12 protein-coding genes are annotated in these 13113 nt (G+C 71.9%); 7 read left to right on the top strand and 5 right to left on the bottom strand.

Annotation, left to right across the window (positions count from 1 at the left end; all coding sequences use genetic code 11):
* Positions 1 to 743 (top strand): L,D-transpeptidase family protein (locus EEJ42_RS41115; RefSeq protein ID WP_246097688.1); only part of this gene is annotated, 743 nt, incomplete at its 5' end.
* Between the two features lie 252 nt (positions 744 to 995).
* Here EEJ42_RS41115 and EEJ42_RS41110 read toward each other — a convergent pair.
* From EEJ42_RS41110 to EEJ42_RS41095, 4 genes are all read right to left on the bottom strand, one after another.
* Positions 996 to 2186, bottom strand: coding sequence for a hypothetical protein (locus EEJ42_RS41110; RefSeq protein WP_123107243.1), 1191 nt, complete (start codon positions 2184 to 2186; stop codon positions 996 to 998).
* The gene (locus tag EEJ42_RS41105) at positions 2186 to 2830 is read right to left on the bottom strand and encodes an RNA polymerase sigma factor (RefSeq protein WP_123107242.1); all 645 of its coding nucleotides are present in this window, start codon (positions 2828 to 2830) and stop codon (positions 2186 to 2188) included. Before EEJ42_RS41105 ends, EEJ42_RS41110 begins: the two co-directional genes overlap by 1 nt.
* Positions 2831 to 2885: 55 nt before the next feature.
* Entirely contained in the window at positions 2886 to 3812 is a 927-nt protein-coding gene (locus EEJ42_RS54030; protein WP_281291619.1) for a DUF4328 domain-containing protein, read from the bottom strand.
* A 488-nt stretch (positions 3813 to 4300) separates the two neighbouring features.
* Positions 4301 to 5950: a beta-N-acetylhexosaminidase gene (locus EEJ42_RS41095; protein WP_123107240.1), complete on the bottom strand. Its 1650-nt coding sequence runs from the start codon at positions 5948 to 5950 to the stop codon at positions 4301 to 4303.
* Between the two features lie 189 nt (positions 5951 to 6139).
* On the opposite strand from EEJ42_RS41095, the gene EEJ42_RS41090 reads away from it, so the two are divergent.
* The 6 genes from EEJ42_RS41090 (at position 6140) to EEJ42_RS41065 (ending at position 11976) form a co-directional block, all read left to right on the top strand.
* Positions 6140 to 6766, top strand: coding sequence for a 2-oxo-4-hydroxy-4-carboxy-5-ureidoimidazoline decarboxylase (locus tag EEJ42_RS41090; protein ID WP_425473044.1), 627 nt, complete (start codon positions 6140 to 6142; stop codon positions 6764 to 6766).
* 157 nt (positions 6767 to 6923) lie between these two features.
* Complete coding sequence (gene sdhC, locus EEJ42_RS41085) at positions 6924 to 7304, top strand: succinate dehydrogenase, cytochrome b556 subunit (RefSeq protein WP_123107239.1); 381 nt, start codon at positions 6924 to 6926, stop codon at positions 7302 to 7304.
* Between the two features lie 5 nt (positions 7305 to 7309).
* Positions 7310 to 7780, top strand: a complete 471-nt coding sequence (locus EEJ42_RS41080) for a succinate dehydrogenase hydrophobic membrane anchor subunit (RefSeq protein WP_123107238.1) — start codon at positions 7310 to 7312, stop codon at positions 7778 to 7780.
* Positions 7781 to 7804: 24 nt separating this feature from the next.
* Positions 7805 to 9559, top strand: a complete 1755-nt coding sequence (sdhA, locus tag EEJ42_RS41075; protein WP_123107237.1) for a succinate dehydrogenase flavoprotein subunit — start codon at positions 7805 to 7807, stop codon at positions 9557 to 9559.
* Complete coding sequence (locus EEJ42_RS41070; RefSeq protein ID WP_123107236.1) at positions 9559 to 10332, top strand: succinate dehydrogenase iron-sulfur subunit; 774 nt, start codon at positions 9559 to 9561, stop codon at positions 10330 to 10332. Before sdhA ends, EEJ42_RS41070 begins: the two co-directional genes overlap by 1 nt.
* Positions 10333 to 10557: 225 nt before the next feature.
* Positions 10558 to 11976, top strand: coding sequence for a protein kinase domain-containing protein (locus EEJ42_RS41065; RefSeq protein WP_123107235.1), 1419 nt, complete (start codon positions 10558 to 10560; stop codon positions 11974 to 11976).
* A gap of 107 nt (positions 11977 to 12083) precedes the next feature.
* Here the strand turns inward: EEJ42_RS41065 and EEJ42_RS41060 are convergent.
* Positions 12084 to 13113, bottom strand: a 1030-nt coding sequence (locus EEJ42_RS41060) for a metallophosphoesterase (RefSeq protein ID WP_148082200.1), incomplete at its 5' end; no start/stop codon positions are given.

Genomic DNA, 13113 nt, shown 5'->3' with positions numbered 1-13113 from the left:
CCGCGCCGCGCCCGCACCGCACGTTCACGCACACCCCGCGGGCCACGCCCCGCCGGGCCACCCCGCCCCGCACCCGGGTGGCGGCGAAACCGCGCAGCGCCCCGCGGGTGGCGCCGCTCGTCATCGCCTTCGGCACCAGCGGCGAACGGGTGCGCGAACTCCAGGCGCGGCTGCGCCGGCTCGGGCACTTCGACCGCAACCCGACCGGCTACTTCGGCACGGTGACGCGCGCGTCGGTCGCCTCGTACCAGCGCGCCCGCGGCCTGTCGGCCACCGGCTCGGTGGACAGCCGCACCTGGACCTCCCTGCGGTCCCGCACCACCCCGCCCACCCGCGACGAGCTGTACCCGCCGACCACCAACCCGCTGGCCAAGCCGGACTCGCGGTGCCTGACCGGGCGGGTGCTGTGCATCAGCAAGAGCAGCCGGACGCTGGCGTGGATGATCAACGGCCGGGTCGTCTCGGCCATGGACGTGCGCTTCGGCTCGCAGTACACGCCGACCCGGGAGGGGCTCTTCCAGGTCAACTTCAAGAGCCGGGACCACGTCTCGACGATCTACGACACCCCGATGCCGTACGCGATGTTCTTCAGCGGCGGCCAGGCGGTGCACTACTCGGCCGACTTCGCCGCCCGCGGCTACAACGGGGCGTCGCACGGATGTGTGAACGTCCGCGACAAGAAGAAGATCGCGGCGGTCTTCAACCAGGTCAAGGCGGGCGACAAGGTAGTCGTTTACAAGTAAGGGCATCAGCCATCAATTGAGGAACCACGACGGCGAGGACCCGGTCCGCGAGAGCGGCGCCGGTTGAGTGTGCAAAAAGAGGGGTGGCGCGGGCAGAGCCGGGGGAACGTGCTCTGCCCGCGCCGATGCGCGGAGCCGTCGGTACGGGGGGAACCTCGGCTCTCGCGCGGCCGATGACCAGTCGGCCCGTTTCTTACAGCGTCACCCCTGAAAAAAACGTCACACCAGATGCGCGGGAGGTGCGCGGGCGCCTCAGGGAGCGCCCGATTTCGCAGTCGTCGCGGAGTCGGACGGTGTCGTGGCCGAGTCCTTGGACGGGGTCTCGGACGAGCCGCCGGACGGGGTGTCGGACAGTTCCTTCGACGGGGTGCCGGACAGGGTGCTCGACGGGGTGTCGGACGACGGCGTGGGTTCCGGGCTCGGCGTACCGCCGTCGTCCCCGGAGGGCGGCGGGGGCGCGGGGTTGGAGGAACCGCCGTCGTCGCCGCTCCCGGAGTCGTCACCGGTACCGGCGGTCGTGCCCGTGTCGTCGGTGCCGCCGCGCGGAACGGGGTCGTAGCCGACGAGCCGTACGCAGTAGTCGTGGATGGCGGACCGGCTGCCCGCCGCCCGCTTCAGCTTCTGCATCGCCTCCGGGCCGACGCCGGGGCCGGTTCCGGCCTCCGCCGCCAGGTAACGGCGGCAGGCACCCAGGGCGCGCTGTCCGGTGCCGTTGTCCGGGCCGGTGCCGCTGTTCCAGGCCCCGGGCTTCGACCCCTTGCCCTTGCCCTGCTTGCCGGGCTTGTCATGCGGGTCGTGCTTGCCGTGCTTGCCCTTGCCGTCGTCGCCGCCCGGTACGCCGCGGCCCTGAGCACCCTCCGAGGTGCCGGGGGCGTGGGGGTCGGGCGAGCCGTCGTCCTCGGAGATCTCCGGGCGCGCCGACTCCCCGCTCCCGGGGCCGGTGTCCGACACGCTCGCGCCGGGGCCCGGGGTGCCGCCGCTCTGCCCGAACGGCAGGACACCGGCCGCCGCCGCGACCGCGAAGCCGCTCAGCGCGCACCCGGCGATCGCGGCCACCATGCCCGCGCGCAGCGGACGCCGCGTCCCGCGCCATCCGGTCCGCGGCGCGGCAGGGTCGGCCGGTCGCGCTATGCGCGTTGACTTGTCCCTCACCTGGCCTTCTGCCGAAATGGCGACCACCGACGGCTTGGCGTGGGCGGCGCGGAAAGCGGCCACCGCCGCCTCCTCGCCGGGGAGCGGGGCGGTGCCATCGGCGGCGGCACCGTCCGTACGGCGCCCCGCCTCGGCCACGGCGCCGAGCACGGCCGCCAGCCGTTCCGCTTCGGCGTGGGGCCGATCGTTCCGGCCGTCGGGGGTGCCGTGCTGCCCCTCGACCGGTTCACCGCGAAGCAGCCGCTCCGCGGCCTTGTCATCCAGCCAGCTATAGCGGTGGTCGTCGGCCATCACATGTCCTTCTGCGTTGGCGCGCCCGATTCCGTCACACCTGCGGACCTGGCCACCCCCGTCTCCCGCTGCCCGGGTATCCCGTCGAGCACGGGCGTGTCACCGAGGAGATCGGCCAGCCGCCGCAGGCCGCGGTGGGCGGCGGTCCGTACCGCGCCGGGGCGCTTGCCGAGGACCGCGGCCGCGCTCTTGGCGTCCAGTCCGAGGACCACCCGCAGCACCACCGCCTCGGCCTGGTCCTGCGGGAGCTGGGCGACGAGGCTGAGCGCGCGGCCGGTGCCGAGGGACTCCAGCGCCTCTCCGGCGGTGTCGGCCTCGGACGCCCGGGTCTCCAGCTCGGTCTCGTCACCGCCGATGACCGGGCGGCGGCCGCGCATCCGTATGTGGTCGAGGGCGCGGTTGCGGGCGATGCGGGCGGCCCAGCCGCGGAACCGGTCGGCGTCTCCGCTGAACCGTCCGAGGTCGCGGGCTATCTGGAGCCAGGACTCGGAGGTGATGTCCTCCGCGTCGGCGTCACCGACCAGGGTGCGGACGTAACCGAGTAGCCGGGGGTGCACGCATCGGTACACGGTCCGGAAGGCGGTCTCGTCCCCATCCTGCGCCGCGTTCACCGCGGCGGTCAGTTCCGCGTCGTCCCCCTGCACGCTCTCTTCCTGCCCCACTCGGAGAAGTCTCGGTCCAGCGATGCCGGGCGCCGCGCTAGCCCTGCCCGTAGGGCGACCCGCCGGGCGGGCCGGATGGCGGGGCGGGCGGGGCTTGCGGGACGACCGGAGGCATCTGCGGTGCGCCACCACCGTACGGGGACGGGGCGGGCGCGCCGTACGGGTTGCCGGGGGCGCCGCCGCCGTACGGGTTGGGCGCGGGCGCGCCGTACGGGGACGGCGGCATCTGGCCCTGCGGGCCCTGCGGCGGCAGCGCGGCGCGCTGCTCCTGCATGGCGGTGATCTGGCGGACGAGCAGCAGAGCGAGGATCGCGGCGGCGATCGTGATCACCATCGCGAAGATGCTGATACCGAGGGCCGACTTCATGTCCTCGATCACCCCGCGCACCTCGCCGAAGCCGCTGACGTCGCCGGTCTCCAGCTGCGTCAGCTTCGTGTCGGCGGCCGTGTACTGCACGCTTCCCATGAGGCCGACGCCGATCGAGACGAGGAGGGTCACCCACCAGCCGTTGAGCAGAGCGCGGTTGACCTGGTGCGGCCCCTGGGGGGAGCTGGCGCGCCAGATGTCGTTGGCGATCTGCTTGGGGAACCAGAGGTTCACCACCGGGGTGAACCAGGACCCGGCGGCCCAGCCAGGGCTCATCCGGTGCTGGCCGGGCGCGAACGCCTCGGCGTTCAGCCGCAGCCGCCGGAACCAGATGGCCCACACGATCGTGGCCGGAATGGCGACCAGGGCGTTGAGGCCCGTCATGGCCACGTAGAAGCTGTCGGCCTCGTTGGCGTCGTCGAGGGACACGTCGCCGTTGTTGCTGAGCATGTCCGAGACGACACCGTACTGGCCCCCGCGCCCGATCATGACCAGGATCAGCGTGGGAATCATCAGAGAGAACAGCACGGTGAGCGTCGTGGCCAGCCCGCGCCGCAGGTCGACGCCGCCCGGGGGCATGGCGCCCGCCGCGGGCATGGACACGGGCGGCGCCGCGGCGTAACCCCCGGGTCCGGCGGTCGGAGCCGGATTCAGCTGCTGCTGATAGGTGCCGCACGCCGCGCAGCGACCGTCGGGGCCGACGGCGACAGCGCGGCAGTTCCCGCACGGATACATTTCTTGATCCCCCTGGGGACGTGGCCCGATCGGAGCCACGCGAGAAAATACATCTGACCGCGCCCGCAGCGCGGACCTGCACGTTACGGGCATCCGACCGGTCCCGTCCAGAGTCGGCCCAGGGCATGGACACGCCGGGCGTGCCCGTGCGCGTGCCCGTAACGGTCAGGTTTCGGGTCCGCAGCGGGTGTGACGCATTCGAAGCGTGCGACGCTATAAGGAGCAAGGGCCTTCACGGGCCCGCGCTGGACGGCGGTCGGGGCCTCTCCTGTGGGGGGTGGCGGCCCCGGCCGTCCCTCCTTCTCCCCCTGTCTCCCTCGCGCCTCGCTCTGCCCTGCCTCGTGTGCTGCTCAGACTCCCAGCCGGTCGGCGAGACGGATGAAGGCGGACCAGCTCAGCGGGGGTTTTCCGGGGTTCCACAGGCGCTGGGAGAGCGCGGCGAGCGGCAGCCGGATGCCCCTGGCCACCTGCTGCTCGGTCTGCGCCTCGGGCTGGTCGGACCAGACCGCGAAGCGGGCGCCGAGGACGCGGCTCGGGCCGGTCAGCTTTTCGTCGGAGACGGGCTGGGTCCCGCGCAGGGTGCCGGGGGTCCATTCGTCGTAGATGCGCTTGCCGGTGGGGTAGTAGAAGCCGTTGGGCTCGCCGAGCACGTAGTAGAGGTACTCGGAGTTGAGGTTCACCACGTTCCGGCCCTCGCGCAGGTACTCCACCGGCGGCCGGGCGGCCCAGCGGGTGCGGCCGGTCCAGTACTCGACCTCGATGTTCTTGTCGGGCGCGATGACGCCGCCGCTGAAGAAGCCGTCGTTCCACGCCTTGGGCTCCTTGCCGAGCGAGCGGGCGACCTCCGCCCGGTCGTTCAGCCAGCCGGTGGCCAGGTCCTGGACGGTGGCCCGGGAGCCGTACTTGTGCTTCGCGGCGGCGACGAGCTGCGGGAACGACGCCTCGGGGTCCTTGACGGTGAGTGCCAGGTACTCGTCGGCGCCCAGGTGCCAGTAGCGGCCCGGGAAGAGCGGGGCGTACTCGCGCATCAGCTGGTCCACGATCCGGGCGGAGCCCGGCTTGGAGATGTCCACGTCGCCCTGGAACGAGGTGCCGCCCGCGTTGCGCAGCTGGAGCTCCGGGTATTGCCGGATCACCGCGCCGAGGTGGCCGGGCGAGTCGATCTCGGGCACGACCGTGATGTGCAGCTGCCGGGCGAGCGCGACGATCCGCCGGACCTGGGCCTTGGTGAGGTGCTGCGGCGAGACGATCTCCGGGTTGGTATCGCTTTGGATACGGAATCCCTGGTCGTCCGAGAAGTGCAGGCCCAGCTGGTTGAGCTTGAGGTCGGCCATCTCGCGCAGCCGCGCCTCGATCCATCCGGCGGTGTAGAACTTGCGCGCGATGTCCAGGTTCAGCCCGCGCTGGGCGCGGCCCGGGCGGTCGTGGATGACGCCCTCGGGGAGCTTGCCGCCGGAGCGCAGGGCCTGCTTCACGGTCCGGGTGCCGTAGAAGACGCCCGCGGTGGCCGGGCCGGTGACGCGGGCGCTGCCCTTGCGGACGGTGAGCGTGTACCCCTCGGCGCCGCCGCCCTGGCCGGGCGCGACGGCGAGGGACAGATCACCGCGGCGCGGGGTGCCGGACGCGGTGCGCAGCCCCAGCTCGGCGGCGGTCATGCGGGCCTCGTCGGCGAGGGGGCCCTTGAGGTCGGCGACCACCCGGCTGTTCTTGCCGGGCTTCCAGCCGGGCCCGGACCGCGGGGTGAACGCGCGGACGGAGGGGATCGTGCGGGGCGCGGTGGAGCGCGGCCAGGTGGGCGGCGCCCCGCCGGCATGCGTGGCCGCCGACGAACCGGCGGTGTGCTGCCGCGTGGGGACGGAGGGGGCCCGCGGGGAGCCCGAGCCGTGCTGCGTGGGCTGCGTCTGCTGACACCCGAGGCCGATGAGGACGGCGGTCGCGGCAGCGCCGACGACGCTGCCGCGGAGGATGGCCGCCTTGGCGGCTCTGACGGGCAACCCCATGGCGGGCACCTCCGCTCGACGAGCTGCTGCTCTCTCTCCGTGCGGCTGTTCTCTACGTCACGCCCCTGTCTACTTCACGCCACAAAACGTCCCCCTACGAGTGAATTTACGCCGTCTCCGCCACACCCACCTCTCCACGTCGTTACCGTGTACTGCTCACGCCCCCAGCACACCTCCCCCACGCGCCCCGTGTGTCCCCGCGCGCCCAAGGAGTCCACGCTGTCCAGGTCCAGCCCCCGGTCCAGTCCCAGGCCCAGGCCCGGCCCCAGGTCCAGTCCCGGACCCGGTCCCCGGTCCGGCGACGCCGACGGCCTCGACCGGCTCAACCGCCTGACCGCCGACGCCGCCGAGGCGGCGCTGCTGTCCTGCTGCGGCAGCCGCCGCTGGGCCCGGCTGATCGCGGACCACCGCCCGTACCCCGATCTCGACGCGCTGCTGGCCGCCGGGGACGAGGCGAGCTACGACCTCACCCCGGCCGACCTCGCCGAGGCGCTGGCCGACGAGTCCATGACCGGCCATCCGCCGCCCGCCGAGACCGGGGTCGGCTCGCTGGCCGCGCACACCGCGTTACGCGCCGCGCACGCCGCGTACGAGCAGCGCTTCGGCCATGCCTTCGTGATCTGCCTGGACGGCCTGGCCCCCGACGAGACGCTGGACCGGCTGCTGACCGGAATCCGGGACCGGCTGGGGAACGAACCGGAGGAGGAGCGGGCCAACGCCGCGGAGGAGCTGCGCCGCATCGCCCGGGGGCGGCTCACCCGGCTGACGGCGCCGGGTGCCCCCATGCCGGACATCTCCCGGTTCGACCCCGCATGACCTGCCCACACGTGCTTCTTTGATCACACCTGAGCCCCCCGCGCGAGCGTTCCGACAGCACGTCGCTACGATGGCCAGGGCCGGTGGACCGTACCCGGCCGGGCCCGACCGACAGTCAAGCCGGCAGGCCCCAGTCCCCGCTTCCGGAGGGTTTTCCGTGCCGGCTGGAACGCTGTACCGCGGCCGGGAAGGTATGTGGTCCTGGGTGGCTCACCGAGTCACCGGCGTCCTCATCTTCTTCTTCCTGTTCGTGCATGTCCTGGACACATCGCTCGTCCGTGTGTCCCCCGAGGCGTACGACGACGTGGTCGCGACGTACAAGACGCCCATCGTGAACCTGATGGAGTACGGCCTCGTGGCCGCCATCCTGTTCCACGCCCTCAACGGGCTGCGCGTCATCGCCGTGGACTTCTGGTCGAAGGGCCCGAAGTACCAGCGCCAGATGCTGTGGTCCGTGGTCGGAATCTGGGCCGTCCTCATGGCCGGTGCCTTCTACCCGATCCTCCAGCACACGCTGCGCGAACTGTTCGGGAGCTGACGCACATGTCCGCCGAGACCACCACCCCCGCGACCGACGCGGTCAGCGCGTACGACGTGGACCACCCGGCGCCGGTCATCGAGCCGCCGCGGGCCCGTACCCGTAAGACGCCCAAGACGACCCGTACCAACTTCGAGATGTACGGCTGGCTCTTCATGCGCCTGTCCGGCATCGTGCTGGTCGTCCTCGTCCTGGGCCATCTGCTGATCCAGCTGGTACTGGACGGCGGTGTCACCAAGATCGGCTTTGCCTTCGTGGCCGGCCGCTGGGCCTCGCCGTTCTGGCAGGCATGGGACCTGATCATGCTGTGGCTCGCCACGCTGCACGGCGCGAACGGCCTGCGCACGATCATCAACGACTACGCGGAGCGGGACAACACCCGCCTGTGGCTGAAGGGGCTGCTCTACACGGCGGCCGGATTCACCATCGTGCTCGGCACCCTGGTGATCTTCACCTTCGACCCGAACATCCGCTAGGCCCCGGGGCTGAGGTATCCACTCATGAAGATCCACAAGTACGACACCGTCATCGTGGGCGCCGGCGGCGCCGGCATGCGCGCGGCCATCGAGTCGACCAAGCGCAGCCGCACAGCGGTGCTCACCAAGCTGTACCCGACCCGCTCCCACACCGGCGCCGCCCAGGGCGGCATGGCCGCCGCCCTCGCGAACGTCGAGGAGGACAACTGGGAGTGGCACACCTTCGACACGATCAAGGGCGGCGACTACCTGGTCGACCAGGACGCCGCCGAGATCCTGGCGAAGGAGGCCATCGACTCGGTCCTCGACCTGGAGAAGATGGGCCTGCCGTTCAACCGGACCCCGGACGGCACGATCGACCAGCGCCGCTTCGGCGGCCACAGCCGTAACCACGGCGAGGCCCCGGTCCGCCGGTCCTGCTACGCCTCGGACCGCACCGGCCACATGATCCTCCAGACGCTGTACCAGAACTGCGTCAAGGAGGGCGTGGAGTTCTACAACGAGTTCTACGTCCTGGACCTCCTGATGACCGAGGTCGACGGGGTCAAGCGCACCGCCGGTGTCGTGGCGTACGAGCTGGCCACCGGCGAACTGCACGTCTTCCAGGCGAAGTCCGTCGTCTTCGCCTCCGGCGGCTGCGGCAAGTTCTTCAAGGTGACCTCCAACGCGCACACCCTCACCGGTGACGGCCAGGCCGTCGCGTACCGGCGCGGACTGCCGCTGGAGGACATGGAGTTCTTCCAGTTCCACCCGACCGGCATCTGGCGCATGGGCATCCTGCTGACGGAGGGCGCCCGCGGTGAGGGCGGCATCCTCCGCAACAAGGACGGCGAGCGCTTCATGGAGAAGTACGCGCCGGTCATGAAGGACCTGGCCTCGCGGGACGTGGTGTCGCGGTCCATCTACACGGAGATCCGCGAAGGCCGCGGCTGCGGTCCCGAGGGCGACCACGTCTTCCTCGACCTGACCCACCTGCCGCCGGAGCAGCTGGACGCCAAGCTCCCGGACATCACCGAGTTCGCGCGCACCTACCTGGGCATCGAGCCGTACACCGACCCGATCCCGATCCAGCCGACCGCGCACTACACGATGGGCGGCATCCCGACCAACGTCGAGGGCGAGGTGCTGTCCGACAACGACACCGTCGTGCCGGGCCTGTACGCCGCGGGCGAGGTCGCGTGCGTGTCCGTGCACGGCGCCAACCGGCTGGGCACCAACTCGCTGCTCGACATCAACGTGTTCGGCCGCCGCGCGGGCATCGCCGCCGCGGAGTACGCCGCCACGGCCGACTTCGTCGAACTCCCCGAGGACCCGGCCGGGTTCGTCCGCGACCAGGTCGAGAACCTGCGCGACGCCACCGGCACCGAGCGGGTCACCGAGGTGCGCCGGGCGCTCCAGGAGACCATGGACAAGAACGTCATGGTCTTCCGCACCGAGCAGACGCTCAAGGAGGCCGTCGAGGAGATCGGCAGCCTGCGCGAGCGCTACAAGAACTGCTCCGTCCAGGACAAGGGCAAGCGGTTCAACACCGACCTGCTGGAGGCCCTCGAGCTGGGCAACCTGCTCGACCTGGCCGAGGTCATGGCCATCTCCGCGCTGGCCCGCAAGGAGTCGCGCGGCGGCCACTACCGCGAGGACTACCCGAACCGCGACGACGTCAACTTCATGCGGCACACCATGGCGTACCGAGAGGTGGGCGCGGACGGCTCCGAGTCCATCCGCCTCGACTACAAGCCGGTCGTGCAGACCCGCTACCAGCCGATGGAGCGTAAGTACTGATGAGCACCCCCACGCTTGAGAAGCAGGACCAGGCTCCGGAGCCGGCCGACGCCACCGCCGCGCACACGATCACGGTCACCTTCCGGATCCGGCGCTTCAACCCGGAGGTCGCGGCCGAGTCGTACTGGGAGGACTTCCAGCTCGACATCGACCCCAAGGAGCGCGTCCTCGACGGTCTCCACAAGATCAAGTGGGACCACGACGGCACCCTGACCTTCCGCCGTTCCTGCGCCCACGGCATCTGCGGCTCCGACGCCATGCGGATCAACGGCCGCAACCGGCTGGCCTGCAAGACGCTGATCAAGGACATCAACCCGGAGAAGCCCATCACGGTCGAGGCCATCAAGGGCCTCACGGTCCTCAAGGACCTGGTCGTGGACATGGAGCCGTTCTTCCAGGCCTACCGCGATGTGATGCCCTTCCTGATCACGACGGGCAACGAGCCGACGCGGGAGCGCCTCCAGACCGCCGAGGACCGCGAGCGCTTCGACGACACCACCAAGTGCATCCTGTGCGCCGCGTGCACCTCCTCGTGCCCGGTGTTCTGGAACGACGGCCAGTACTTCGGCCCGGCGGCGATCGTCAACGCGCACCGCTTCATCTTCGACTCGCGCGACGAGGGCGGTGAGCAGCGGCTGGAGATCCTGAACGACAAGGACGGCGTCTGGCGCTGCCGCACCACCTTCAACTGCACCGACGCGTGCCCGCGCGGCATCGAGGTCACCAAGGCCATCCAGGAGGTGAAGCGCGCGCTGATCACGCGTCGCTTCTGAGCCGTCGCCGCTGAGGCCTCTGCTGGTTCGTACGGGCCCGCCCCCCTTGCCCGGGGCGGGCCCGTCGCGTTCTGGCGCGGCTCATAGCGTTTTCACAGCCGTTGAACGCCCGCCGCGACCTCGACGTACCTCCAGGGGAAGAGGGTGGATGGGGCACGTTCATCAAGGGGTGAAAGCGTGACCGGCACGCAGGAGCGCGGCGCAGAGGAACGAATCGGCCGGCCCATGAGCGACAGCCGCCCGTTAAGTGTGGAACTCGAATGGCGCGGCGGGCTGGATCCGGTCCGTGCCACCCGCATCGGCCTGCAACTCCTCGCCGTTCTCGACTCCGCCCACCGTGCGGGCATCGTCCACGGTGACATCAGCCCCGCGCGGGTCCTGATGCGCTCGGACGGCGAGGTCGTCCTGTCCGGCTTCGGCCATGTCGGCACCGAGCCGTCGCGGCAGGTCACCGACCCCGCGTACGCCTCCCCGGAGCAGGCGCGCGGCACCGGCGCGTGCGCCGCGTCGGACCTGTGGGCGCTGGGCGCGGTCCTGTTCGCCATGGTCGAGGGCCGTCCGCCGCACCGGAGCCGGGCCTCGCCGGAGGAGACGCTGCGGATCATCCGGGAGGAACCCGCACCATCCCCGCCGAACGCCGGACCGCTCGTCCAGGTCATCCACGGGCTGCTGCGCGACGATCCGCGGGAGCGGCTGACAGCACCGGTGGTGCGCCAGGCCCTGGAACGCATCCTCAACGAGGGCGAACCCGTCCCCATCCGCTCCGCGCCGCGCCTGCCGTGGCTGCGCAATACGTACGAGGCGTGGTTCCCGTCGGCGCGGCGCGGAGGAGGAGGCGGCGGCAGAGGCGACGGCGGACCCGAAGGCCGCCATGGCAAGCGCCGCGTCGGGCCGTTGGCGCTGGCCGTCGCCACCCTGGTCCTCGGAACGGTGGCCTCCGTGTTCGCCCTGGCCACCACCAGCGGGCTGACCGGCGACGACCGCGCCTCCGACACCTCCCCCTCCGCCCCGCCGACGGGCGGAGCCGCCCCCAGCCTGCCGCGCGAGGACCCCCCGTCCTCCTCGCCGGGAACCCCGCCCGGATCGTCCGCCCCCAGTCAGCCCCCGTCGTCCTCACCTCCCCCCGCCGGAGGCAGTGGCGGGGGCGGTGGCGGTGCCTACCCCGGCCCCGACGACCCGCCGCCGCCCGGCTACTACCGCTACACGAGCGAGGCGGGCGGGTTCTCCATCGACCTCCCCAAGGGCTGGAAGCAGGTCAAGAGCGGCTCGCGCTTCCACATCAAGTTCGCCGCGGAGGGCGACGACCGCAATCTGGTGGTGACCTTCGGGAAGGGCCCCGAAGAGGACCCCGTCGACGGCTGGCGCCGCCTGATCCCGACGATCGAGAAGCTGTACCCCGGCTTCCAGCGCATCGACGACATCCGACGGGTCGACTACCGCGACTGGGAGGCCGCCGACATGGAGTGGAGCACCGCGGTCGGGCAGGACCGGCTCCGCACGTTCGGCCGCGGCTTCCTGGTCGGCGGCGGCCGGGGCTTCTCCATCCGGTGGACGACACCGGCCCACGACTGGAACGCCAAGGAGAACAAGCAGGCGCTCGGCGTCTTCCTCAGCTCCTTCGAGAAGACCGCGAAGGGCTCCTAGGGGTGTCCGAGCTCGCGACGATGTTCGCCGGTGCCGTGATGACCGCTCAGGACGCGGCGCTCCGAGCAGCCCGCTACCGGGCCCCGCGCCGCGCCCCGGAAACCGCGTCAGGCGCGCGTTGAGGCCAGTTCCACGACGGTGACGTCCGGCGGCGCCCCGACCCGCACCGGCGGGCCCCAGGCGCCCGCGCCGCGGGTGACGTAGAGCTGGGTGTCGCCGTACCGCTCCAGCCCCGCCACGGTGGGGTTGGCCAGTGCCGCGACGTACTTGCCGGGCCACAGCTGCCCGCCGTGCGTATGGCCGGACAGCTGGAGGTCGACGCCGCGCTCCACCGCGTCGTCGATCACCACCGGCTGATGGGCGAGCAGGACGGACGCCCGCGCCCGGTCGCGGTCGGCGAGCGCCCGGTCGAAGTCGGGCCCCTGCCCCTCGTCCTCCCCCGCCACGTCGTTGACCCCGGCGAGGTCGAACCAGGGCAGCTCGACGCGCTCGTTCTCCAGGGGGCGGACGCCGAGTTCGCGGACGTGGTCGACCCACTGCTCGGCGCCGGAGAAGTACTCGTGGTTCCCGGTGACGAAGAAGCTCCCGATCCGACTGCGCAGCCCGCGCAGCGGCTCGGCGGCCGGGCCGAGGTCCGCGACGCTGCCGTCCACGAGGTCGCCGACGACGGCGACGAGGTCGGGGTTCGTACGGTTGATCGTCTCGACCACGCGCCGGGTGTGCGAGCGGCCGAGGACCGGGCCGAGGTGGATGTCGCTGACGACGGCGATCCGGAAGCCGTGGGCGCGGCGCGGCAGCTTGGCGAGCGGCACGGTGACGCGCTTGACCCGCGGCCCGCGCAGCACGGTGTACGTCCCGTATCCGACCGTCCCGGCGGCCGCCGCCGTGGCACCCGCGGCCACGGCCCGGGCGACGAACAGCCGCCGCGAGGTCGTACGGCGGGTCTCGACGGCCTCGGTCACCTCGGCCGTCTCGGGGGTCTCTGCGGTCTCGGGTGCCTCTACGGTCGCGGGTGTCCGGGGTGCCTCGAGTGCCTCCGCCGTCACGGTCGCGGTGCCTCCCGTCGCGGCAGCGGGCACCGGGGTCGGGTCCGGGACCGGGTCGGGGGCCGGGTCGGGGGCCGGGTCGGGGGCCGGG

Source organism: Streptomyces botrytidirepellens (assembly GCF_003721215.1).
Taxonomy (GTDB): domain Bacteria; phylum Actinomycetota; class Actinomycetes; order Streptomycetales; family Streptomycetaceae; genus Streptomyces; species Streptomyces himastatinicus.
Note: the sequence above shows the minus strand (reverse complement) of the source record. Positions and strands in the feature narration are given on the sequence as shown.

Excerpts from the sequence above, each read along its gene's own strand:
- EEJ42_RS41110 (WP_123107243.1), bottom strand. The coding sequence starts at position 2,186 with ATGGCCGACGACCACCGCTATAGCTGGCTGGATGACAAGGCCGCGGAG.
- EEJ42_RS54030 (WP_281291619.1), bottom strand. The coding sequence starts at position 3,812 with ATGCCCGCGGCGGGCGCCATGCCCCCGGGCGGCGTCGACCTGCGGCGC.
- EEJ42_RS41095 (WP_123107240.1), bottom strand. The coding sequence starts at position 5,950 with ATGGGGTTGCCCGTCAGAGCCGCCAAGGCGGCCATCCTCCGCGGCAGC.
- EEJ42_RS41080 (WP_123107238.1), top strand. The coding sequence starts at position 7,310 with ATGTCCGCCGAGACCACCACCCCCGCGACCGACGCGGTCAGCGCGTAC.
- sdhA (WP_123107237.1), top strand. The coding sequence starts at position 7,805 with ATGAAGATCCACAAGTACGACACCGTCATCGTGGGCGCCGGCGGCGCC.
- EEJ42_RS41070 (WP_123107236.1), top strand. The coding sequence starts at position 9,559 with ATGAGCACCCCCACGCTTGAGAAGCAGGACCAGGCTCCGGAGCCGGCC.
- EEJ42_RS41065 (WP_123107235.1), top strand. The coding sequence starts at position 10,558 with ATGAGCGACAGCCGCCCGTTAAGTGTGGAACTCGAATGGCGCGGCGGG.